This is a genomic window from Mesorhizobium sp. C416B (assembly GCF_030323165.1).
In the GTDB taxonomy this organism is placed as follows: Bacteria; Pseudomonadota; Alphaproteobacteria; order Rhizobiales; family Rhizobiaceae; genus Mesorhizobium.
The window spans coordinates 1,835,649-1,859,308 of the sequence record NZ_CP100471.1 but is presented as its reverse complement, the minus strand read 5'-3'; the positions used below and the strand labels follow the sequence as shown (position 1 = coordinate 1,859,308).

19 protein-coding genes are annotated in these 23,660 nt (G+C 64.0%); 3 read left to right on the top strand and 16 right to left on the bottom strand.

Annotation, left to right across the window (positions count from 1 at the left end; translation table 11 throughout):
* Window positions 1-71 precede the first annotated feature (71 nt).
* A complete protein-coding gene (gene tagH, locus NLY43_RS09325; RefSeq protein ID WP_023709968.1) occupies window positions 72-1,094 on the bottom strand; it encodes a type VI secretion system-associated FHA domain protein TagH in 1,023 nt (340 codons plus the stop codon).
* A gap of 271 nt (window positions 1,095-1,365) precedes the next feature.
* Here tagH (NLY43_RS09325) and NLY43_RS09320 point away from each other — a divergent pair, with 271 nt between their 5' ends.
* From NLY43_RS09320 to NLY43_RS09310, 3 genes are read left to right on the top strand one after another with little or no spacing between them, the layout of a single operon-like run.
* Entirely contained in the window at window positions 1,366-3,699 is a 2,334-nt protein-coding gene (locus tag NLY43_RS09320; protein WP_023709967.1) for a type VI secretion system Vgr family protein, read from the top strand.
* Window positions 3,700-3,707: 8 nt separating this feature from the next.
* The gene (locus tag NLY43_RS09315; RefSeq protein ID WP_023695281.1) at window positions 3,708-4,133 is read left to right on the top strand and encodes a DUF6484 domain-containing protein; all 426 of its coding nucleotides are present in this window, start codon (window positions 3,708-3,710) and stop codon (window positions 4,131-4,133) included.
* Window positions 4,133-5,200 carry a HEAT repeat domain-containing protein gene (locus NLY43_RS09310; protein WP_023695282.1) on the top strand — a complete coding sequence of 356 codons (1,068 nt, stop codon included), beginning with the start codon at window positions 4,133-4,135 and terminating at the stop codon, window positions 5,198-5,200. Before NLY43_RS09315 ends, NLY43_RS09310 begins: the two co-directional genes overlap by 1 nt.
* 31 nt (window positions 5,201-5,231) lie before the next feature.
* Here NLY43_RS09310 and NLY43_RS09305 read toward each other — a convergent pair whose 3' ends face one another.
* The 15 genes from NLY43_RS09305 to tssC are packed head-to-tail and all read right to left on the bottom strand — an operon-like array spanning window position 5,232 to window position 23,657.
* On the bottom strand, window positions 5,232-6,107 hold the full coding sequence (locus NLY43_RS09305) for a hypothetical protein (protein WP_023709966.1): 876 nt from the start codon (window positions 6,105-6,107) through the stop codon (window positions 5,232-5,234).
* A 9-nt stretch (window positions 6,108-6,116) separates the two neighbouring features.
* Window positions 6,117-7,178: a PAAR-like domain-containing protein gene (locus tag NLY43_RS09300; RefSeq protein ID WP_023709965.1), complete on the bottom strand. Its 1,062-nt coding sequence runs from the start codon at window positions 7,176-7,178 to the stop codon at window positions 6,117-6,119.
* 11 nt (window positions 7,179-7,189) lie between these two features.
* Window positions 7,190-8,197 (bottom strand): hypothetical protein, encoded by a 1,008-nt coding sequence (locus NLY43_RS09295; RefSeq protein WP_023709964.1) that lies wholly within the window; start codon window positions 8,195-8,197, stop codon window positions 7,190-7,192.
* On the bottom strand, window positions 8,194-9,282 hold the full coding sequence (locus NLY43_RS09290; protein ID WP_023695286.1) for a DUF2169 family type VI secretion system accessory protein: 1,089 nt from the start codon (window positions 9,280-9,282) through the stop codon (window positions 8,194-8,196). The genes NLY43_RS09295 and NLY43_RS09290 overlap by 4 nt, the downstream gene beginning before the upstream one ends.
* A 16-nt stretch (window positions 9,283-9,298) precedes the next feature.
* Entirely contained in the window at window positions 9,299-9,826 is a 528-nt protein-coding gene (tagF, locus tag NLY43_RS09285) for a type VI secretion system-associated protein TagF (protein ID WP_023695287.1), read from the bottom strand.
* Complete coding sequence (gene tssM / locus NLY43_RS09280) at window positions 9,823-13,362, bottom strand: type VI secretion system membrane subunit TssM (protein ID WP_023709961.1); 3,540 nt, start codon at window positions 13,360-13,362, stop codon at window positions 9,823-9,825. The genes tagF and tssM overlap by 4 nt, the downstream gene beginning before the upstream one ends.
* 1 nt (window position 13,363) lies before the next feature.
* Window positions 13,364-14,689, bottom strand: coding sequence for a type IVB secretion system protein IcmH/DotU (gene icmH / locus NLY43_RS09275; protein WP_023709960.1), 1,326 nt, complete (start codon window positions 14,687-14,689; stop codon window positions 13,364-13,366).
* Window positions 14,690-14,693: 4 nt separating this feature from the next.
* A complete protein-coding gene (tssK, locus tag NLY43_RS09270) occupies window positions 14,694-16,028 on the bottom strand; it encodes a type VI secretion system baseplate subunit TssK (RefSeq protein WP_023709959.1) in 1,335 nt (444 codons plus the stop codon).
* Between the two features lie 58 nt (window positions 16,029-16,086).
* The gene (tssJ, locus tag NLY43_RS09265) at window positions 16,087-16,539 is read right to left on the bottom strand and encodes a type VI secretion system lipoprotein TssJ (protein ID WP_023709958.1); all 453 of its coding nucleotides are present in this window, start codon (window positions 16,537-16,539) and stop codon (window positions 16,087-16,089) included.
* A gap of 3 nt (window positions 16,540-16,542) precedes the next feature.
* Entirely contained in the window at window positions 16,543-18,027 is a 1,485-nt protein-coding gene (gene tagH / locus NLY43_RS09260; RefSeq protein ID WP_023709957.1) for a type VI secretion system-associated FHA domain protein TagH, read from the bottom strand.
* Window positions 18,024-19,067: a type VI secretion system baseplate subunit TssG gene (gene tssG, locus NLY43_RS09255; protein ID WP_023673712.1), complete on the bottom strand. Its 1,044-nt coding sequence runs from the start codon at window positions 19,065-19,067 to the stop codon at window positions 18,024-18,026. The genes tagH (NLY43_RS09260) and tssG overlap by 4 nt, the downstream gene beginning before the upstream one ends.
* Window positions 19,031-20,905 (bottom strand): type VI secretion system baseplate subunit TssF, encoded by a 1,875-nt coding sequence (tssF, locus tag NLY43_RS09250; protein ID WP_023682613.1) that lies wholly within the window; start codon window positions 20,903-20,905, stop codon window positions 19,031-19,033. Before tssF ends, tssG begins: the two co-directional genes overlap by 37 nt.
* A gap of 3 nt (window positions 20,906-20,908) precedes the next feature.
* Window positions 20,909-21,664, bottom strand: a complete 756-nt coding sequence (tssE, locus tag NLY43_RS09245) for a type VI secretion system baseplate subunit TssE (protein WP_023673715.1) — start codon at window positions 21,662-21,664, stop codon at window positions 20,909-20,911.
* Window positions 21,651-22,100, bottom strand: coding sequence for an Hcp family type VI secretion system effector (locus tag NLY43_RS09240; RefSeq protein ID WP_023673716.1), 450 nt, complete (start codon window positions 22,098-22,100; stop codon window positions 21,651-21,653). The genes tssE and NLY43_RS09240 overlap by 14 nt, the downstream gene beginning before the upstream one ends.
* 51 nt (window positions 22,101-22,151) lie before the next feature.
* A complete protein-coding gene (gene tssC, locus NLY43_RS09235) occupies window positions 22,152-23,657 on the bottom strand; it encodes a type VI secretion system contractile sheath large subunit (RefSeq protein WP_023682611.1) in 1,506 nt (501 codons plus the stop codon).
* Window positions 23,658-23,660 lie beyond the last annotated feature (3 nt).

Below are 23,660 nucleotides of genomic sequence, written 5' to 3'. Positions count from 1 at the left end.
AAACCCGGCGCAATTTTGGTGGCCGGCCCGTGCTCGGGTCGCCTTCACGGTGTCTTCAGCGGTGCGCGGGCTTAGCCCTTGCCGGTCTTCTGTTTGGCGGCCTTGGCATAGGCTTCACTGAAATAGGTGAGGAATATGTCCAGCATGCCATTCTCGTGCGCTTCCTCCTTGGCCCGCCAGGTCGCGACCAGCGCGTCCCAGGCGCGCGTTTTCTTCGAGGCAAAGGAGGATGGCGGCAGTTTTTTCGCAATCGCCTCGGGCGACAGATCGTCAAGCAACCGCGACAGCGCTGCCTGCATGGCGGCGAAGGTGGCGAATTCATGCGTCTTGAGGTCGTGGAAAGCGTCTTCGATACTGTGCCTGGCATCAAGATAGCCGGCTCTGCGCCGCGCGAACATGATGTCGAGGATTTCGTCGGTCCCGGGCACGAACTTCAGCGGATTGTTGTCGGCGGAATTGATCATGGTCCGGTCGCTGGTCTTGGCCAGGACTTTCGCGGCGGCGCGCGCCTTCAACAGCAGCACGAGTTCGTCGACGACGATGCGCAGCACCGCGCCGATCTCGCCGGCCACCTCCTGCGGCTGGCGCAGCAAAAGCACCTCTGGCGGAATGCCGGCGCCGGCGGCAATCGCGCGCAGGATCTCGTCGGCTTGCTGTGGCCGGCTGGAGACCGAAGCGGGCGGCGCGGTCAGTGGCCGTGGCGAAGCGGCATGGTCTGGAAAGGATCCGGCAACGGGCATCTGCCGTTGCGTCGAGCCATGGCCACCGAAGGCTGGGTTCCCGTCATCGATCGATACCGAGACGATATAGCGGCCGATCCGGAGCCGGTCCCCTTGCGCCAACCGATGCGGGCCGGTCAGGCGCTGGCTCGACCCGTTGACGAATGTGCCGTTGCGCGAGACGTCGTGGAGAAAAAAGGCGCCGCCTTCGTAGCGGATTTCGCAATGTCGGCCGGAGATGAACTTGTCCGGATCGGGCAAGGTCCAGGCGCAGTTCTCCCGCCCGATCTCGAAGCCGCGGTCGCGCGATGCGTAGCCGGGCGGCAGCCCGGCAGGCAGGACATCGACATTGCTGATCTGCAGACTGACGAACATGCGCTATGGACCGTCGACCGCTGCCGTTTCCATTGATCCGATGTGCCACAGTCTAGCAGCTTGCGGGCACAGCGGGAGAGCGGCGTTTCACACTGGCGAAAGCGGCGCAAACAGCAACGGCCTGCCGCTTGTCCTCTTTGGTCTGCCATAGAACATGTGGTAGGCTCAACATGGCTTGGGTGGCAAGTTGCGAAATATCCCTGAACGTGAGGTCGTTAACACAAGAAGGGCTTCGAACCTGCCACACTAGCGCTCAGGAGGGGCACGACCCATGCCGAGTGAACAACGCGCCGCGCTTGTGCAGACGCCGGTCGGCGCCGAGCTGTTGACCTTTACGCATCTCGTCGGCCGCGACGAGATCAGCCGCTGCCTTGCCTACACCGTTGGATTTGTTTCGACCAATGCCGATATCGACCCGCTGAAGATGCTGGGCGGCGCCGTTTCGATCGAAGGCGAGGCCGACCCCAAGCGCTGGTTCAGCGGCCTCATCGCCGAGTTTCGCCTTACCCGCATCGAAGATCGGCTGGCTCACTACGAGGCGGTCGTCAGGCCGTGGCTGTGGTTCCTCGGCAATACCACCGACTGCCGCATTTTCCAGGACAAGACTGCCGTCGAGATCGTGGAGGAGATCTTCTCCAAATATGGCGGCATCGCCAAGTTCGAGAAGCGCTTGCAAGGCTCCTATCCGCCGCGCGAATATTGCGTGCAATATGACGAGAGCGACCTCGATTTCGTGCAGCGGCTGCTCGAGCACGAAGGCATAATGTACTTCTTCGAGCATGCCGAGGGCGAGCACACGCTGATCCTGGCCGACGCCACGAGCAAGCTGAAGCCAGCGCCGGGCTATGAGACGGTGCTCTATCAGTTCGAAGGGCAGGGCTCGCGCCGCGACGTCGAGTACATCACCGACTGGATTCCAGGCAGCGCGGTGCGCCCCGGCGCCTATGCCCACACCGATTATGACTTCGAAAAACCCGCCGCCGATTTGATGGCGAAGTCGGCGCAGGCCTTCGGCCACAAGCAGGCCGCGGGCGAGAACTATCGCCACCCCGGCGCGCATCTGGAAGTCGGGCGCGGCGACAGCCTGGCGGCGATCAGGCGCGAAGAAATCCAGGCGCCGCATATGCGCATTGCCGCTGTCGGCACCGTGCGCGGCCTGTTCTCCGGCTGCACCTTCAAGCTCGACGGCTTTCCGCGCGACGACCAGAACAAGGAGTATCTGGTGATCAGCGCCGAGTACCGGCTGTTCGATCCGGGCTATCGCGCCGGCGTCGACACCGATGGCGAGAATTTCAAGGTGGTGCTCGGTGTGGCGCCGACCTCAGTTGCTTATCGGCCGCCGCGCATCACGCCAAGGCCGATCATGCGCGGGCCGCAGACGGCGACCGTGGTCGGTCCGTCCGGCGAGGAGATCTTCACCGACAAATATGCCAGGGTGAAGGTGCAGTTCCACTGGGACCGCCTCGGCAAGAAGGACCAGAAGAGCTCCTGCTTCGTGCGGGTGTCGCAGACCTGGGCCGGCAGCGGCTGGGGCTTCATCCAGATCCCGCGCATCGGCCAGGAAGTGATCGTCGATTTCATCGAAGGCAATCCGGACCTGCCGATCATCACCGGCCGCGTCTACAACGCCTCGCAGATGCCGCCCTACGGACTGCCCGGCAACGCCACGCAGTCGGGCTGGAAGTCGAACTCGTCCAAGGGCGGTGGCGGCTACAACGAGCTGATGTTCGAGGACAAGGCCGGCTCCGAACTGGTCAACTTCCAGGCGCAGAAGGACCACCACCTTCTGATCAAGAATGATCGCCAGAAGCTGGTCCAGCACGACCAGTCCGACCGCATCGACCACGACGCCAAGCACTCCGTCGGCCACAACCTCGACGAGGACGTCGGCAACAACAAGACGGTCAAGGTCGGTGTCGACCAGACCACCAATATCGGGTCGAACGACACCGAGACGGTGGGGGTCAACCGCGCGCTGACGGTGGGGGCGAATGAGACGATTCACGTCATGTCGAATTCGACGGAGAACATCGACGCCAACCATTCGCAGACCGTCGGAATTGTGCAGACGGTCACGGTCGGGGCGGCGCGCGTCGATACTGTCGGAGCAGCGGAACAGCGCACCGTCGGCGGACTCCAGAGCAACACGATCGGCGCGACGAGGTCTGTCAGCGTGGGCATCAGCCAGACGCACAGCATAGGCACCAGTGATACATGGACCATAGGCGCGGGACAGAACATCAGTATCGGTGCCGGACAGTCGGTTGCGATCGCCGCATCCCAGACGACGGACGTAGGCGCCTCCCGCGCTGCCAACATCAAGTCGAACGACAGCACCGACGTTGGCGGCGGTTACATCCTGAAGGTAGCGAAGGGCAGCCTTACCGACGTAAAGGAGAATACCGGCATCAAGGTCGGTAAGAGCCTGTCAGTGGAAGCAGCCGACGACATTACCCTCAAGTGCGGCAGCTCCAAGATCGTGATGAAGAAGGACGGTACCATCATCATCGACGGCAAGGACATCACGGTGACGGGTTCAGGGAAAATTAACGTCAAGGCGTCGAGCGATGTCATTATCAAAGGCTCGAAGATCAACGAGAATTGAGGGACGCGATGGCCAGAGTCAAGAGTGCAATCGATGGCGTTGTGATCGGAGTTTTCATGGGGTTCGGCGAAGAAGGCGTGCCCCTCGTGGTCTTTGCCGGCAATCCCGAGGAAACGGCGCAGCCTGCGCGCAGCCTCAGCGAATTGTCTTCCGATATGGTCGGCAAGGAAGTGGCGTTGCTTTTCCAGGAGGGCGATCCGCGCAAGCCGCTGATCGTCGGTCGCATCGTCGAGCCGGCGCGCAGGCCCGGCGTAGAGGTTATCCGCGACGGCAAGCGTGTACGCATCCGCGCCAATGACCGGCTCGAACTGCGTTGCGGCAAGGCATCCATCGTGATGGATAGTGATGGGCAGATCGTCATCCGCGGTACATACTTGGTCAGCCACTCCAGCGGGCCGAATTATATCCGTGGCGGCTCGATCAATCTGAACTGATGTCGCCCGTCGAAAGCTTCCATCGCCCGCGCATCGCCAGCCTTGTGGTCAGGCAGCACGCGGAACTGGTTGCCTTTCTTTGGGTGCAGCGCGAGAGCCTTCTTGCGCAAGAGCCGCCCGCGTTGGTGGCGGCTAAGGATATCGACGACCGTATCGAAGCCAACATGGACGGACTGCGCATCGCGGACCAGGCCGCGTGGCCGAGCCTGCTTCAGCAACTGCAAGACTATCCTGACAGTGGGGAACTGTTTGCCTTTGCCTGGACCGCGATCGAGTTCAACGATCCAGTCAGGCTTTCAGAAGCGGTGGGGCATGCCCGCGAACTGACACCGAGCCCGGACGGGTTCATCGGCGCGCTGCGGTGGCATGCGGCCGACCGAATCGGACCGCATGTGAGGGACTGGATCACCGATGCCGACGCCTTCAAACGCTTTCTCGGCGTTTCGGCATGTCTGGTGCATTCGGTCGATCCAAAGAACCTGCTGCCGCGGCTAGCTCGCGATCCCGATCCCCGCGTTCGTGTGGCGGGCTTACGGCTGGTGGGCGTTCTCAAACGAACCGATCTTGCCGGCGAGGCGAACGCTGCGCTCAACGATTCCGACGAAGATGCGCGATTCTGGTCGGCTTGGTCGCTGGTTGAACTGGGTCATGCCGGGTTGGCGCAAAACGCATTGAGAGCAGCGGTTGAAACGCCGGGGAAGGACAGGCTGATAGCGCTCCGCGCCGCGATCAAGGGCGGGCCTGAAACGGAAGTTCGGGCATGGCTCGGCGGATTAATGCAGTCGCCCCAGACCGCCTCAATCGCGGTTCGCAGCATCGGCATGTTGGGCGATCGCGGCCGGCTTGCCTGGCTTGTTGAGAGGATGCGCGAGCCGCCGGTATCGATCGCAGCGGGCGCGTCATTTGTGGAATTGTTCCCAGAAGCTCCTTGGGGTGAGCTGTCTTCCGCCGACATGGGAGAGGTTGGCCCGGACTTCATCGACTACTTCAGCGACAGCATCGTACGCGTGCCGCTCGCCGATAAGGTAGCTGAATGGGGCAAAGCGGCCGGCGTCCTACGCGACTGAAGCGACGTTACAGCTGTCATCTCCAGTCGGATCAGGCGCCAATGGGATGGCCGAAGAAATACCTCTGCCCCGGGACAAATCTTCTGACGTCGTCGCTATCGAGGAATGCCTCCAGAATTGCCGTCGCCTGAAGCGAATTGAGTTTGACCGGGTCGTCAAAGAAGGCGGCACAATTCACGCCGGTGGCGGCCTCGAAGATGAGACGGTGACGGTAGATGCGGCCTATCTCCGGTGCTGCGCTGCCCACCCGTTCAAGCAGCCGCCTTGCGAACTTGACCACGTCGAAAACCTTGCCGCCGAGGATGGGGGTATTGGGGACCGGGAGTTGCTCTCGCACCAGCGACAACGCCGCCGTCACCTTGGGAAAGTAGTCCTGCCGATTGATGATGTGAACAGTATCTTCATCCTCGGATTCGATGGACTCGTCGGCACCGCTGATTATCGGTCCGTTGGTGTCCTCGAGCAGATACGACAACTCCCTTTCGATCTGATAGCGGGTCTCTTCGTCCGATGCATCATTGTGTAACGTCAGCAACATCTCGATCGCGTCAGGGTTCAGCGTCTGGCCCAACGCAATTGTCATGAAATATTCCGCGCCAGAGCCGTCTTTTTCGAACGGCTTGAAGACGTCCTTCACAACACCGAGGTTGCCAGCCAGGCCAGCCAGATTGGTACCCGCCTGCCAGACGAGATAGGCATCGCTGTCCTTCATGATTGAGGGAATGTGGTGCAGCGCGGAAAAGTTGCCCAATTCGCAGGCCAAAAAAAGGCCAGCGATCTGTTCCCATACCTCGTCGCTTTGAAGAAGACGCGTCGGATCATAAGAGGCCAAGTCTACACCAGGAACAAAGAATCCCAGTGAGAGCTGTTTGAGTTTCGTATCGGGAATCGATGTGTACTTTGCCATAGCAGGACCTTACGGGATTGAGTCATTGACCTTCTCGAGGTCGCTTTGCAAATCTTCGATCTCCTGGCAATCGCCCGAATCCATAATGTCTTGGGGGACTACATTTGACGGGTTATTGCACCCACCGGCCATGTGAGGCGTTGTGTGGTTCAAGGAATGGTAGGGCTTCTTGGCGGGGTCAGCGTTTGTCCCTCTTCTGATGGGTGAACCCTTTGCAGTTTCCCAGGCCAGAATACAGCCGGCCTTCACTCCAGAGTCGAAGGCCATCTTGGCTTCCTGCGCCGGTGTATTGACACCCCCAGAGGTTCTCGCGCCCTTCGGAATGTCGAAATACATGGCGCAGCCCTGATTGTCATTGTTGTGGACGTTTGGGCACGCCGGCTTGCCAGCCTTTCGCAAGCGCCGATGCTTCGCCTTCAGCTTGAGCATCTTTTTTAGCTTGACCTCGAAATCAGCCTTTTTGGCAATCTGCGCGGCGTCCCCAGTCCTCATTTTCTTGATCTTGTTCGTCCAGAACGTCTTTTCCTTAACCACGGGATATGGCTTGCCGGAAGCATCCTTCTGCCATTCGTGCAGCGGGCCACCGCAGCACGGGCAGTTCCCGGCCTTCACGGCCGCCTTGGCAGCCTTTGCATTCAGCGACTCGAGCGCCGGCGCCGGCGGCGTCGCGCCAACGTAGGACGTATGGTTGCTTGTCGTGATGTCAAAATGCCGGCAGACGTTCTTGCCTTCGAACTTCACCGACATGCACCAGGCCTGAAAGTAGGTTTTGCCGGTGATCTGGTGGGTCACGACCGAAGATCCGAACGTGCGGGTTGCGGCCTCGTTTCCGAGCATCGGCTCCTTGTAGTAGGATTTCTGCGCCAGCGCGGCGGGCTTGCCGCCGATCAGCACGGTCTCGGAGCCTTCCTTCAGATTGTTGGAGAACGACGTGTCCGGGTAGGGAATTGGGATAGGCCCGGCCGGTGGGGATGGCGGCGACAGGCAGACATCCGGAAACCGCGCGATCGACTTGTTCATGCCGTTATTTCCGGCAATCTCCCATTTTTCCGCGAAGACGTTCTTGGTCATCTCTCTCGACCCTATGCTGTAACGATCGCCGCTGCGCGGTTACCAAACGTCGAACTGCCGTAGAGCACCGCGGAAGGCCCCGGTGCATAGCCGCGCCGGAAGGCTTGCTCGGCCCATGCGAACTGGATGGAACCGGCAGCCGCTCCGCAGTCGCCGATGCAGCCCGCCGCCAGCCAGACCAGTTGTTGCGGCCTGACTGTGCGCATCACCCGCATTTGCGCCACCACCAACTCCTCGAAAGCATAGGATTCGCCGGCGACGTCGGACAGGCGGAAGGCAACATCGTGAATCTCCACCCTGGCTTCCGCCAGGGCCGTCCGCAGCGCAGAGGCCAGGCCATCTGCGCGAAACGGCTCCTCGTTGAGCACTGTCGCGGTCTCGCGCGCCAAGCCGAGGCCATGCACCGTCACATGTGATTCGAGCAGCGGACGAGCGCTGACGACGGAGATGCTCGCCGCCTCGCCAGGAATGAGGCCATCCGTGACGATGCTCGTTTTTAGACGGCCCGCCTTGTCGAGCCAGCCGAGGGTGCGCGAATCGATGAGCGTATCCACGGCCACGATGATACAGGCGGGAACTTTGCGTTCGGCGAGCAGTTTGCGCGCGTGCCAGATGCCGACGAAGGTGGACACTGCCCCTTCCGTCACATGCACGGAATGCGGTCCGACAAGAGATGCCCCATTGGGCAGCGCCAGCCCGCCCACAATGCCGTTGAGGCGCGCGCCCGGAAACTGCGGTTCACGCGTACACAAGATGATCGGCATCTCGCCCCAGGGCAGCCGGTCCGCCTGTTTTGGGTCCACCTGATCGGCGGCCAGACGCGTCAGGGCGGCAACGCGATCGCGGCCGCGCATCGTCGCCGGCAGGGCATCCACTGACGCGCCACGTATTGGCTCGCCGTCGGCGTCGCGATAGGAGAGTTCGGCGAACGCCGCTATATTTGCCCGCATCGCGGCCGCCGTACTCCCCGCCGAATAGCCGACCGGCGACACGAGGCTGAGGCAGGAAATGACCGTCATTTTAGCCGCCTTATTTCCTTCAGGGCGGCAACTGCGACTTTCAGCCCCGCATAGTGCGGCTTCTCGCCGTCGCGGGGGATGAGGTCGTTGCCGACTTGAACCTCCTCAAGTCTCACGAACTTGCGCGGCAGCTTCGTGCTTACCCGGCCCACCAGCACGATTCTGCTCTCGTGCGGAACGATGATGAGCGTATCAGGCACCATCGTTTTTCGTTCCAAATGGTCGTCGAACACGAAGCGCACCGGCACGGACAGTCTCGGCAGTTTTACCCCGAACCGACCTCTTTCGTTCATGCCGATGCAGCCGAAGACCATGCCCTCGTCCAATCTGTCGAGCCATTGGTCCTGGGGCGCCGCCTGGAAGTAGCGGTCGTCGAAATCCTGCGGCAGGAAGGGCAGCACGTTGTCCATCCAATGCTTGTCATAGGTGCCGGCATATCTCGCCCGCTCCTTGGCGAAGCGTGGTACAGGACCAAAGCCGATCGGCCTGGGCCTGTCGTTCCAGATCGCCATGCGCGATTGCGGGTGCTCGACACAAGGCAGCGGCGTGCCGTCAATATTACCCTGGCCGACAAGGTAGCCGCTGCCGATCGGGTTGACGGCGTCGCCACGATGCTTAGCAGGATCAGGATCGGATCGGTCAGTGCCGCCAAATGCGAGATGCCACGCCAACGGCATTGAAACAAAGGGGGTCGGGCGCGAGGGCTGGATACCTAAGCCACCTCTGAACCAGCGCCTTTGGCCAGTGACCACCGCGCGCTTGTCCAGTCCCGGCCCAACCAGGCGCACTTCGATCGCTTCCACCTGCCGCCCCTTCGGCGCGACCGCCATGGCATCGAGCAGAACCTCGCATTTCGGTTTGACAGGGGCAAAGTCGGTCTCGACGCGGATGGAGGTGACTTCCGGATCGCCGTAGTGGGTATCGGCGTAGACGAAAGGTGACTGTTCCTTGCTGGGAGTGCAGTTGCCTTGTTCATCGACGTCGTACGTCGCCCTGATCACGGCCACGCAATGCTTCACGCAATGCTTGTCCTGATATGGAAAAGTCTCGGCGAGAAACGGAGTGGTGTTCTGGCTGACGAACATCAGAGTTGCTCCCCCATCAGCTGGTCTCCCAACTGGCGGCGAGCATCTGCTCCAGCGTCGCTTGCGGTGACTGCGGATCGATGTCGAAAATGTCGGAGTGCTTGGTCCACATCACCATGTCGGCGATCAGCTCTTCGCCCGGCTCGATCGGCGGCATTGGCAGGGCCGCCAGTGCAATATCCAGTTCATCGGGCGTCAGCGCGCCCTGCTGGGCGCTGATCGCCGCTTCTTCGATTCCCGCAAACCAGGCTTCGGCATGGGTCAGCATGGCAGATGCTTCAGGCAGCTGCGCAACGACGCTCAGCGGGAACTGCCGGCCGACCTTGTCGGCGCTCTGCAGGATGATGCCGGCCGACGCGCCGAAGGCATTCGGGCCTGCCACAAACCGCAGCGCCATGGCGGGCGGCCAGATATCCTGGCCAAACAGCGGCACCAGATGCTGCGCCAGCCAGCGGTCCCACACGCGCACGAAGTCGCCCGTCAGCCGACGTGTCACGAAATCGCCGGTGGCGGGCATTTTGCCGTAGTAGCCGGGCAGGGTCATATCTGCGGCGGACATGAGAATTTCTTGAACATCTGGAGGTTGTAGGGGTTCTCGACACTGGCCGCCTTCAGCTTGAAGTCGGCGTACATGCCTTTCGTCCCCAGCCGCAGGCTGTAGACGTCGGACAGCGAGGTGCCGGTAAAGCGGCCGCCGCGCAGCATCCTCAGCCATGCCCAGCTGCCGGTCTCGTTGAGCATGATTTCGGGCGAGCCGTCGATCGGCTGGAAGGCGAGCGAGATGACGCCGGTGCCGTCCTTGCCGGGCCAGGTCATCGGTTGCGGTCGCGTCGCATTGTTGAAATAGACCAGGTTCTGGCCGTCGAGGTTGAGCGTGACGCGGGTCACGTTGGGCGACAGGTCGGTCGGCTCGAGCGTGAAGGCCATCACCGGGCCCTGACCGCCGGGAAAGAGATCGTCGCGGATGCGCCGCGCCTGCTCGAAGGCGGCAAGTGCGGATGGGTCGAGGCCGAAATCGGCACGCCATTTCCAAGGCTGCGCCGAGGTGTCGACATAGCCGATCAGATGGTCGTTGATGAAGCCGTCGATCATCCCTGCCGGTCCGAACAGGCGGGCGAAGTCGCGCACGTTGACGTCGACGGCACTGTCGGGGCTGAACGGATAGCGGTCGTTGAGTGCGGCCTGGCAGAAGGGCAGGATGTCGGCGCGCCAGATGGCGTTGAGCTCGGAAGCGACGGCCTTCTGCGTCAACCCGCTGGTGTCGCCGGCAATGCCGCTCAGCCAGGTGTTCACGGGGTCGGGCAGGATCTGTGCCTGGCGGGCGACGGCGCCGGTCAGTTCGGCAAGCCCGCCCTGTTTCTTGATCGCGTCCTGCGGGTCGGGATTGGCGGTCACCGTCTGCAGCACGTTGGACAGCGCCGTCAGCGCGACGACCGCGGCATCGAGCGCCGGCGGCTGGCCGTCGACCTCGGCAATCGTGCTCTTGAGCGGCTTGAAGTGTTCGGCCACCAGCGTGCCGGTCAGGTCGACTTCGCTCGCCGATCCTGCGCGCGGCAACAGCTTGGCGCCGGTCTTGACGATCTTGCCCAGCTTGCCGAGTTTGCCCAGCAGTTTCGAGCCGCCCTTCGCCGCCGCCTTGTCGTCAGTCGCCGGCGCGTCGTCCGAGCGGGTGAGGTCGACCTCCTGGACCACCGCCGTCAACAGCCGCTTCAGCGCGGAATCGGCGCTGGAAAGGTCCTTCAGATTCTCGCTGGCAATGTTGAGGTCGCTCAGCGGCGCCAGCCGCATGTCGCGCAGGAAACTATCCCACTGCGCGATGTAATCGTCATAGTAGAGCTTCAGGATATCTTCCGACAGCGCCGACACCGAGGTCTCGGAATTTTCCGAGCAGCCGCCGGCAAACACGGCGCGGTCGAGTGCCGCCTGGGCGGCGACATCCTCGACCCGGTCGAGGATCGCGTCGTGGAAACCGTCATAGGTGAAGGCGCCTGATATGCCGACACGCAGGGTCTTGTCGGAGCGTCGCGAAAACACCTTGGCGCCGTTCGGCCCGGCGAAATTGGCGGGGATCCATTCCTTCAATCCGGCCACCGCCGGATCGGCCAGCAATTGCTTGTAGGCCCGCGCCGGCAGCGAGATCGTGCAGACCGTTTTCAGCGCTTCGGCGACCAGCGCCTGGTCGGGCGCGATGTAGCTGTCGTCGACCGCCATGCGCCGGATCGCGGCCAACTGGTGTTCTTCCGCATCGGCGGTCGGGAAGAGCGCGGCCGGCGCGAATTCGGGCAGGTCGTTCACCCACCAATTCTCGACGAAGTCGGAGTCCATCTGAGACAGGCCGGTCATCATGCGGTAGGTCTTGAGTGCGCCCAGCATGAAGTCCGGATCGCGGATCTGCCGCCACATGGTCGCTTCGAGCAGCGCCACCATCCGCGGCTCCAGCACGTTGCGCAGAGCGTGGTCATAGGTGTCGGTCTGCGCCCGCATCATCTCGGCCGAAGCCGATGGTCCGAGCAGGTCCTGTGCCTTGGCGGGCGGCGCCGTCCTGGCATTGGCGACCTCGTCCATGGCGTTGAGGGCAACGTCCATCGCCGGCTGCAGCACCGAGGCGGGCGTCGCGGCGGTCGACGTCAGCGGCGCCTGCAGCGCTTCGAACTGGCCGGCTTGCGCGGCGATGGCGTTGCGGTTGTCGTAGTAGGACCAGGTGAACAGGCCGCCGGCGAGTATGGCCGCAGCCGCGCAGGCAGCGGCGGCACCGCGCCAGATCCAGCTGCGGCGGCGCTGCGCCAGCGGATCAAAGGTGCCAAGCCCGGCCTCCTTGAAGATCACCTCGGTCAAAAGGTTTTTGAGGAAGAAGCTGCGCTTCTCGAAGCGCTGCGCCGGCATCGTGCGTCGTGCCGGCAGGCCGAAGGAGGAGGCCAGCGCTGCGGCCAGCCGGTCGATCGGCGCGCCTTCCTGGGTCGCCGAGGTCAGATAGAGGCCGCGCAGCCAGGCTGCCTCCTCGTAGCGGCTCTCGCCGAACATCGCCTCGACCAGCACCTGGATCGGCTCGGACAGGCTTTGCAGTTGTGCCGGGAAGCGGAAGATCTCGGCTCGTTCGGCCAGCTTGTCCTCATCCTCCAGCCGCGGCACCAGCCGCTTTTCCAGCTCCCTCGACAGCGTCGTGATTTCACCCGCGATCGCCTTGGCATCGACGCGCGCATCGAGCGGGAAGGTCGTCCCCCATACCTGTTCCCGCGCCGCCGTCGACAGGCCGCCGAAGAAAGCCTCGAAGCCTCTGATCAGATCGGCCTTGGTCAGCATGAGATAGACCGGCAAGCGGATTTCCAGCCGCTCTTCGAGCTCGGCCAGGCGCCTGCGGATCTTGCGGCCATGCGCCTTGACGGCTTCGTCGCCCTCGGACAGCGCGTCGATCCCAAGCGCAACGATGACGCCGTTGAGCGCACGACGGCCACGATGCTTCTTCAACAGATCGAGGAAGCCCAGCCATTCCACGGCGTCGACATCGGGCTGGCTTTCCTGCTGGACATAGCGGCCAGCGGTGTCGATCATCACTGCGTTTTCGGAGAAGAACCAGTCGCAGTTACGGGTACCGCCGATGCCCTGCAGATCGTCGGTCAGGTCGATCGGAAAGTTGAGGCCGGATTGGCGCAAGGCCGTCGTCTTGCCGGTCGCCGGGGGGCCGACGATCACATACCACGGCATCTCGCGCAGGAACTTGCGGCCGCCGAGCTTGCGGCGCTTCAACTCGACCATGACGTCCTGGAACTTGGCGCCGACCGCGGCGACGTTTTCCTCGCCCGGGCTGAGCCGCTTTTCCTCGACCGGGGCGGAAATCTCGGCGACGAACATGCGGTTGGCGCGGATCGCGCGGCGCTGCGCGACAATCAGCCAGATCAGCCAGAAGATCACCAGAAGAGCGATGATGACGATGCGCACCGTCTCCGACGCCATCGGCACATAGTCGCCGACCCGTACGATCGGGCCGAATACCCAGATGATCAGCGACAGCAGCGCCAGGCCGATCAGCGTCCACAGGAAGCGCGAAGTCAGGACCGCCCAGAGGAAGCGCAGGATGAACATGTCACAGCCTCTTTTCGACCAGCACTTCGACGCGGCGGTTCAAGGCCCGCCCTTCGCGTGTGCCGTCGTCGGCCACCGGATCGGTGGCGGCCCGGCCTTCGGAGCGCACGCGCTCCTTCGGCACGCCGTTCTGAATCAGGATATCGGCAATTTCCGCGGCGCGGGCTTCCGACAGCCGCTGGTTGGTGGACAGTGGGTTGGTCTTTTGCAAGGGAACGCCGTCGGTGTGGCCGACCACGGTGATATCGCCGATCAGCTCCTGGTTCTCGAGGATCACCCTGGCGACCGAGGCGATGAGCGGATCGAAGCCGTCTGTCAGCTGCGCGCGCGACGACTGGAAGAGTTCGGGATTGGAGGCCTGGATGACCAGCCGCGCCAGCGACACGCTCTCCGTGCCGCTCAGCGCTCTCTTGAGCTCGTCCGGCGCCGCCGCCTGGAATTCCGGCAGCAGCGCGAAATCCACGGCCACCGGCGGCGGCGCGTCGACCTTCGGCGAAGCGCGGGTGACATCCGTACGCGTCGGCGGCGGCAGTGCGCGCACCAGCGCCGAAAGCTCGACCGCCTGGCTGCTCAGGCTCATCGACAGGCCGATATGGATGGCTGTCGCGATCACCGCCGCTGCCGCAACCATCACCCAGATCGGCACGATGAAGCGCTGCGGTTCGTCGGAGGCGATCACGCCTTTCCAGTTGGGCGACAGCGGTGCGCCTTCGCCGTCGCTGTCGCGCAGGAAACGCGCGGCCGCCACACGCACGGCATTGAGCGAACGGTCGCCCGAGCGGCCCGGCACGCGATATTTGCCGCGGAAGCCGAGCGCCATGCAGTGATATTGCAGCTCCAGCATTTCGCGGTCGCGGTTGGGGTGGCGCTCCAGCTCTTCAAGACGGGCGAAGAATTGCGCGCCGGCGTCGACGTCGCCGCGCAGCATCACCACCAGCGGCTGGCGCGGCCAGGCGCTGGCCCCGCCCCACGGCGTATTCAGCGCCAGATCATCGAGTAACGCAGCCACCAGCCACGCGGCCTGGTCGGCGCGCTCGAGCGAGGAGCCCTGCGCCATGGTGGTGTCGCGGCAGCGCACAAGTTCGTCGAGCAGCCTGGTGCGCAGGGCTTCCGGGTTCTCCGGCGGCTGCGCGTTTTCGAGTTCGGGTGCAAATTCCAGCAGCGGCGAGAACGCGTTGACGAGCACGTTCGGATGCGCGCGCGCGGAGCGTTTCGCAGTCACCCCTGACGCCGGCAGCGGCATGGCGCGCGGCGTTGGCGCTCCGCTCAGCCGAATGCGCGTCCGCTCCCGATCCTCGGACAGTCCGAATGGATCGTCCCTGCTCATCATCTCACCTGTTGACCGAGTAGCAGTCGACCTGCGGTTCGCTGGGCAGCACGCCCGAAACGCCGATCACGAAACCGGGCGCTTCGAGCAGCGAGGCCCAGTGCTCGCTTTTCTGGTCCAGTTCGAGGCACAGCCGGTCGCCGTCATAGGGAATTTCGCGCGGTTGCGAATGCAGAGGCTTCAGCGGAATGCCGGGCAGGCGTGATTTCCACAGCCCTTCGAATTCGCTGGCCGAGCCGACGGTCGCCTGGTTGACGAAAATCTTGCGCAAGGCATCCTCCGACAGTTCGGAGCCGATCCGCACCACGATGCGGCTCGCCACCAGAAGTTTCGGGTTGTCGATGCGGATCTTCCACACATTGGTGGCATGGCGCATGACCGGCAGGGCGCGCGATTTCGGCTCGATGTAGCGCAGGCTGAGGATCAGCGAACGCAGCGCATCGGCCAGCGCCGAATAGGCGGGTCCGGGCGCCATGTGGTCGTAGACAGGCAGTTCGCCGAGCCGCCTTGCGCTCGAACCGTAGGTCGCCATCGAGCCGGCAAGGCCGGCAAGTTCCATGTAGACCTCAGCCGGATGGAAAACGTCCTGCGCCAGCATGTGCGCCAGCCGCGGCCGCGCGGCGTTGACCAGGTTCAGGATCAGAAGGTCTTCGACGCTGCGCCCGGGGCCGCCCAGCACCATCTTGCCATGCGCCTCGGCGATCTGGTCGAGGCCGGTGACCACTTCCTGCAGCAGGCGGCTGTACCAGGAGGCCGCGCCGATGACCAAGGTCGGCGGCAGGAAGGTGTCGTCGAGCGCCACGCCGCCATCGGCGCGCACGCCCTTGAGCTCGGCCACCGGCAGCGCGGTGTAACCGCCGACGGCCGTGCCCGGCGCCAGCAACAGCGCCTGCGGCCGCGCAATCTCGATTTCCTCGGGGTCGGAGCCGCCATGCACGGCGTCGCGCACCGAGACGATCCGGCCGCGATAGCGTGCGCCTGACGGCTCGGCGTGAGCCGGGTCGAAGCCGACGCCGCCGGGCGGTTCGAGCGGCAGTGCGATCAGCACTGGCCCCGCGCCCATCTCCGGCGTCACCGCCAGCGGCCGCGGCGCATCCATCGTCTCAGGGATCGCGAACGGCGTCCCGTCGGGAAAGATGCCGCGCGCCGAAAGCACCGAGATCTGGCCGGCATCGAGCTGTGCCTGATCGAGCGTCAACGTTCGAAAGCCGAACGTATGCAGATGCCCGGCCTGCAAGGCGCCGCGCACCGTCGCTTCGAAGAAGCGGTCCTGTTGCTGGAAATGCTGGGTGCGAAGGAAAAGCCCCTCCGACCACAGCACCCTGTTTGCATCGCTCATGCCGGCACTCTCTGCTTCCTGCTCATCACCTTGGCGCGGCTTTGCGGACCCGCCGCCGCTAGGCGGAAATGCCGCCGCTGCCGAGCTTCACATTGACGGTGAACTTCGATCCCGGCGACACCGACTTGGTCGTGCGCCAGTTGCGTCCGGTGGGTTCCCTGATCAGCGCGACGAAGCCGAGTGCGGCCACTTCCGGTTCGACCGTGATGGTCTTCGATGCGGTCTTGCCGGGTCCGACGGAAATCGTGTCGGAGCCGATGAGATCGCCGCCAAGTGCCGCGCCGGCACCGCCCTGCAGGGCAAAATAATCGGCCGAATTGAAGGCGCCGGTGCTCTTCAGCCGTAAGACCATTACCGTTACCGGCCTGTCGCCGCCGCCCGGTCCCGGGTTCATGCCGGCCCCACCGGCCAAATTGACCGTTATGACGGACGGTTTAGGCGGGCCGCTCTGGCAAGCCGTCAGCAGTCCCGTAGCCCCGATGGCCAGAATGAATTCGCGTCTTTCGATCATGTCTCAGTCCTCCTCATATGCGTCACGAAAATCAGCGCCGATCTCGCCCAGAAAACGCGTCTCGGCGCTGTGAGCGATTTCACGGTGGCGTTTCTGGTACAATTCCCAGAGCTTGGCGCCGCGCCCGCCGGTCAGCAGATTGCCGATCGCCGAGCCCGACTTCAGTTCCTGCTCGATCGCCGCCGGATCGAAGCGGTCGATCATGCGCTTGAGCGCGCCTTGCACGCCGCGCCAGGCACGAACGTGGTGCTGCGCCAGATCGCGCACCGCGTCCTTGATCGCCGCCTCGGCGCCGAGGAAACCGGGGCTGCGCTCGGCCAGGATGGTTACCAGCGCATCGTCGACCGAGGGCAGGAATTTGAGCGGGTTGACTTCGGATGCGCCAACCACCGTTTGAGCGACGCGAGCGTTGCCCTTCTCTTCGGCGCGCTTGCGCAAAAGCTGCATCAGCCCTTCCATCATCAGCCGGTACTCGCGGCCGAATTTTTCCATGTCGGCCACCGGATCGCCGCCGGGAAAATCGGCCTCGTCCATGCCCATGCCGCGCAGGAAAGCGGCGCGCAATTCCGCGTCCGACGGTCCGGCTGACGGCCGCGCCGCGGATTGGCGGACAGGAGCGCGTGGTGGCGGTGGAGACGGGGGAGGCGGTGGCTGCGGTGGCGATGGCTCGACCGCGCGGACTGGCAGATCCCAGGGCGCTGCAGAGGGGGCAGGCGAGGGCGCATCGGTTGCACCGCCATCCGTCACGCCGGCGTCGAGGCTGGTGGACCCGGCAGGGCCGAAACCAAACCCGTCATCGTAGGCCGGCAGCTTCTCAGGATTGGATCTGCTCGGCTCTCTCGACCGCGGCGCGGAGTCGAGGCCGAAGGGATCGTCGAACGATGGCTTGGCGCCGTTTCTGTCAGTGGGCTCGGCCACCGGCGTTGCCACAGGGTCGAGGCTGAACGGATCGTCGAACGCCTGCGAGCTGCGTTCATCGGACCGCGCACGCGCGAATGCGCCGGGCACCGGCTTTTCGAATGGATCGGGCAGGTTGGCAGGGCGTGGCCGTCCCGGCTCTTCTTCCGTGGTGGACGAAAAGAAATCGTCGCCGCCGAGGCTGACCGGCGCCCGCGACGCCGCCGGCTTACTGGCAGGCGCTGAAGGCCTGGAGGCCGGCGCCTCGGTCTTCGCCGTCTGCAAATCGACCCACACCACATAGTCGCCCAGTCGCAGTCGCATGCCGCTTTGCAGGCGCGCGGTATTTCCCGCGCCGAGCGGGCTGGCGGCATCGTCGATGAACAACCCGCTGCTGGAGGTATCGGTGACGAAATAGCCGCCCTGCTTGCTGGTGATCTTGCAGTGGGCGCGCGAGACGAACATGTCGGGATCGTTGATCTGCCAGTCGGCGTCGGCGCTGCGGCCGATTACCAGCTCGCCCTCGTCCAGCCGCGCCTGCCGCGTGACTTGCGCGCGTGGTCCCTGTTCGAGAATCAGAAGCAGGCTCATGCCGCCACCTCTTCCCGCCAGCCGACGATGGTCCGCAACCGCATGTCGTCGGCGTCCCCCTTTTCGACCGGTCGCGCCAGCCAGGTGGTGCGGGCAAGCTGGACGGTGCCGAGCTTCGCCGGCGGCACTGCCTTTGCCGCAAGCACGATCCTGAGATCGACATCGATGGTCTCGCCGATCAGGTCGCGCACCGCCTGCTTCAACAGCTTCAGCCGCTCACCGCCCGGCAGGAAGGCCTTGTAATCGATATAGCTGAGCGCGCCGATGCGCAGCTCGATGCGGCTCTGCCGGCTGAAGCTGCGCGGGCCGATGGTGGCGCTGCGGCCGAGCGTGGCATAGCTGCCGGCAAGCCGCGTCTGCAGCGCCTTGGGGATGGTCATCCAGGCCGCGACGAACTCCTTCAGCACCACCGGCACTTTGAAGGCTTCGGCCAGGAACAGCGTCAGTCGCTCGGGGCCGTCGACTTGGGCAGCGAGCGAGGCGGCCTGGCGAAGTTTTACTGTATCGAGTTCGGCATCCTGCGTGCCCGGCAGCCCGATGCCGGCCATCGCTTCCAGCATGGAACGGACGCGGCCGCCGACACCGCGTTCGACCTGCACAGCCGGATGCGCATCCGCCCAGGCCCGATAGTAGAGCGCGATCATCCTGTGCTGCAGGATATTGACAAAATCGACGAAGGTCGTGTCGCTCGTCTGCCGCGCCTCGGCGCCGGCATACCAGCGTTGCGACAGGCGATCGAGCACCCAGCGCGTCAGATGCAGTGGCATCGGCCCTTCGGGTCCGAGCAGGCCGAGATTGTTGACCGTGACGCGTGCCGGCGACTTGTCCGTCGGCTCGCGGAAATCCACCACGTCCTGCACTGCGAAGGACAGCCGCACATTCTGGCCGAGCCTTGCCGGCTCGCGGTCCGGCCGGCCGGAATGGCCGAACAGGCCGCCTTGCCGTTCGAGCCGGCGCAGCAGTTCGAAAAAGTCGAAACTCTCGGACAGGGTTGCGGCTCGCTCTAGATCAGGTAGCGATTGCCGGGCGTCATCGGCCATGGCACATCCTCCTGTTTCTGGAGCAACCGCGTGCGCGTGCGCACGAACCCGTTAATGCCGGCATGGCGGGCAAACAGCCGCGACAGCAGGCCCGACAGCAGCAGAGTGCTCTGTCCCGCCAGCACCGACTGGTCGACATGCAGCGTCACTTCCGTGCCGCGGCCGAAGCACATCGGCCCTTCGATCGCCAGCCTTTCGATCACCGCGCGCGAGTCGATGCGCACGATCGAGCGCACATTGCGGGCGAGCCCGGGGTCGCCGCGCTCGGCATAGAGATCGAGCAGCGCGTGCAGCGGATCGACGCCGCGGCCTTCCTTGGCCAGGCTGAGGAAGTTGAGCGCCAGCTGTGACACCAGCCGCCAGGCCAGGTCGTCGGCGCGCGACTCGCCGTCGGCGCCGGTCGGCAGCGCTGCCGGGATCGCCGGCTGCGGCGAACGCAATGCGCCGAGCAGCCGGACCGTCTCCACAGGGTCGCCGGCTTCCAGCGTCAGGGTCGGCGTGTCGTCGAGGATGGCCAGGTCGCGATTGGTGCAAAGCGCCATGATATCGACGCGCTTGAGCGGCCGGTTGGCCTGACTGTTGACTGGGCGCGACACCGCCAGGAAGACGTCGTCGCCGGCATAGGAGGTCCGCGTCACGCCCTGGCGCCGCTCGTCCTCGGTCGGCCGGCGCGGCCGCCGCTCCGTCGAATAGACCCAGCCGCTGCCGCGATTTTGCCCAAGGCTGAAGAGTTCCGGTATCTCCGCGTCGGGTCCCTCGGCATCGGCGTCTTCGACGCGGATGACGCGGTAGATTTCAAAGTCGCGCGCCCGCGTGCGGTCGGCATGCAGCACCTGGCGTGTCTTGCGCTGGTCGAGCTCGACGATGTTGCACTCGCGCTCGAAGAGATTGATGATCGGGGTGGCGAAGAGATCGAAATCCGCCGGCGTCAGATCGGCGAGTTCGGGCACCGGACGCCGGAACAGGAAGATGATTTCGAGCCCGGCCTGGCATTTGCGCACGACCGGCAGCAAGCCGGTGACGCGCCCATAATGGAAGCGCTCGGGCATCATGAAATATTCGCGCAGCAGGCGGTAGCCTTCGAAGGTCGGCCGCGTGCGCGGCATCAGCGCCTCGGCATCGGCAATGCCGACCATCTCCGGCGGCGGTAGCGGCGACAATGGATTGGTCTTGCCTTCCGGTCGAGCGCCGACACCAGAGCAGACTCCGAAGATGGCGTCGAAGATTAGCGGCGCCTTGGTGCGGTTGGCGAAATAGAAGTCGAGCCGGTCGAGCGCCAGTTCGTCGAGCTTGCCTTTGCCGGTCCGCGCCAGCGTGATGCGAAGTGCCGCTTCGCCGGCCTTGCCGGCGATCGGGCCGATGCCGGCGGCGGCAAGCGCGCTGCGGTCCTGGAAATAGCCGACCGAACTGATCGCGATCGGAAACAGCGTCATGTCCTGCGCGGTGGTGAAGGTGCAGCGTGTCGACAGGCCGGCCTGCAGGCTGGAGACCAGCCGCGTGCCGCGCTTGACGACGTGGCCGGCAAGCATTGTCTGCACCTGCTGGCCGGGCTTCAGCACCACCATGGCGGTTGCCGGCACCGGCGTGACGAGATCGGGATAAAGCACGTCGAGGATGCTGCGCGAAAACCGCGAGCGCTCGGCATCCACCTTCAGGCGCGTGCGCGCGGCGAGGAAGGCGACGCCGTCGAGCAGCCGCTCGACATAGGGGTCGGGACACGGCACCGTATCCAGCGACAAATTGCGGGCAACCGCCGGATGCATGTCGGCGAACTCCGCCGCCAGCCCGCGTATGTGGGACAGTTCCTCCTCGTAATATTCTACGAAGACCCGGTCCATCTCTCAGGCTTCCCTGAACTCGGTGCGCGCCAGTCCGTTGTCGAGATTGATCGTCGTGCGCAGGCGCATGCGCTCGGGCGTCGGCGTCATGATCAGCACGGCGTCGATCTCGATCTTCAGGCCGGTCTTGTCGCCGAGGTTGACCGTGACTTTCGTCGCGCTCTCCTTCAGCCGCGGCTCGAATGCGGCGAGCACGGCGCGGATCTCGCGTGCCAGAACATCGCGATCGAAGTCGCGCGACGACCGGCCGGAGAAGGACGGCACGCCATAATTGACAACGCTGCGGCGCACCTCCGGAAAGTCGGCCAGCGATGTCGGACTGTCGGTCATCTGCTCGGCCTCGAGATCGGATAGCAGCGGCGCGGATTCGAAACGCTCGGTGTTGAACAGCGCCTCGATGTCGCGCCGCACGGCCTCGCGCAGCACATCGGGCGACACCACGATGCCTCGGCTTTCAAGCTCGCCACGGTGCCGGTTCTGAAACGCCAGCCGGTGCAGCCGGCGCTTCTGATCGGGGTTCAATGCGTCATCGGCGTCGATGCGCCTCGGTCCGTCTGCCAGCAGCTCGTCCAGGCGCTCTGCGCCAAGCTCCTCCTGCAGAGCCTGCCTGAGCCCGTCTATCTCCGAGCTCAGGCCCGGCAGGTCGTTGACGAGGCGGTCCCACAGCGAAGGCTGTACCGCCTCGCGCTTGGCCCGTGAACCGCCCGCCTGTACCTTGTCGGCGGCAGGGCGCTTTGCTCGCCCCTCACTTGCCGACATAGACATCCATTTCGGCTTCGTCATTGTCGTCATAGACGAACTTGATCTTCTTGTAGGCGAAGGAGACTTCCTCCTGGATCAGGTCGGCTTCATCATCGGCCTGCGACATGTCGTATTCCATGATCGAGGCGTCGGTCAGGGTAACGACCAGATAGTCCTTGCTCTCGCCGTCGATGGTCCGCCGAGCGGAGAATTTGACCTCGTCCAGCGCCTTGTTTTCGAACAGGGCCTTGGCCAGATAGGGTGAGGCCTTGTCGTAGTGCTTGGTGAACTTGATCATGCCCATCGACACGCGGCCTCGGCGCGAGAGGGAATTGGGGTCGTAGGGCGCAACCATCTTGTAATCGACGCCATGGATTTCGATCTCGTCGTCATGGCCGTCGCGCGTGCTGGGCCCCTTGATATCCGGAACTTTCAGAAAACCGTCGATCTTCATTGTGGGCATTTTCGTTCTCCACGCTTTCAAACAAAGGTTTGGTTGCTGCAATCAGGTCTTCACGGACGGCAATTCCGACACCAGCCTGAGCGAGGCATTGATGCCCTCCAGCTGGTAGTGCGGGCGCAGATAGAAGCGGGCGTTGTAGTAGCCCGGCCGGCCCTCCACGCTGTCGACCTGCACCTCGGCGGCGGCAAGCGGACGCTTGGCGCGCGCCTTGTCGTCGGCGAAGGCCGGGTTGGCCAGCACGTACCGGTTGATCCATTCGGTCAACCAGATCTGCATGTCGGTGCGTTCCTTGAACGATCCGACCTTGTCGCGCGCAATCGCCTTGAGGTAGTGCGCAAAGCGCGAGACCGGGAACAGATAGGGCAGGTTGGCGGAGAGCCGCTCGTTGGACTGGGCGTCGGGGTCGACCAGGCGGCCCGCCCGCGTCTCATCGTCCTGCAGCGAATGGGCGCCGATGAAGGCCGCGAGATCGGTGTTCTTGCGGTGCAGGATCGGCATCAGCCCGAGCTTGGCCAGTTCCGCCTCGCGCCGGTCGTCGATGGCGACTTCCGTCGGGCATTTCATCGCGATCGAGCCGTCATCGGTCGGGAAGGAGTGCACCGGCAGGTTAAGCACAGTGCCGCCATTTTCGACGCCGCGGATCTGGGTGCCCCAGCCATAGAGCTTGTGGCTGCGGTTGATGTTGACGCCCATCGGGAAGGCAGCGTTCATCCAGACATATTTGTTGTGATCGCCCTGCACTTCCTCCTCGAAGGAGAAGCCCTTGACCGGGACTGTCTCCGAGCCGTAGGGCAGCCGCGCCAGCACGCGCGGCATGGTCAGCCCGATATAGCGCGCATCCTCGCTCTCGCGCAGCGATTGCCACGAGGCGTAGGCCGGGTTGGAGACGATCTGCTGCAGGTCCTGCGGGTTGGGCAGTTCCTGCCAGCTGTCCATGCGGAACAGCCGTGGCGAGGCGGCGGCGATGAATGGCGTGTGCGCCGAGGCGCAGATGCCGGAGATGTTGCGCAACAGGCCGACGTCGCGCGGGTGGTTGGAGAACTCGTAGGCGCCGATGACGCAGCCGATCGGTTCGCCGCCGAGCATCGAATACTCGTCGGTGTAGACCTTCTTGAAGATCGGGCTCTGGTCCCACATCTGGCCTTCATAGTCTTCGAGCGTATCGGCCAGCTGCTCCTTGGAAATGTTCATCACCCGGATCTTCAGCTTCTGATCCGTCTCGGTGTTGTTGATGAGGTACCAGAGGCCGCGCCAGGTGCCTTCCATCTGCCGCACTTCCGGCGCGTGCAGGATTTCGTTGACCTGGGTCGTCAGCATCTTGTCGATGCCGGCGATCAACGACTTGATCGACTTGATCGAGTTGGACGAAATCGTCGTCGTCTCGGAGCGCGACTGCGCCGCCAGAGCCAGGTTGCGAACCAGCTGCTGCAGCTTCTCGCTGTCGTCCTTCTTGACCTTGAAGTCCTTCTCCAAGAGCTGGCTGAATTCGCCGAGATCGACGGCCTCGGCCTCGGCGACGGATGCTGCGGTCTTTTGCTGTTCGGCCATGAT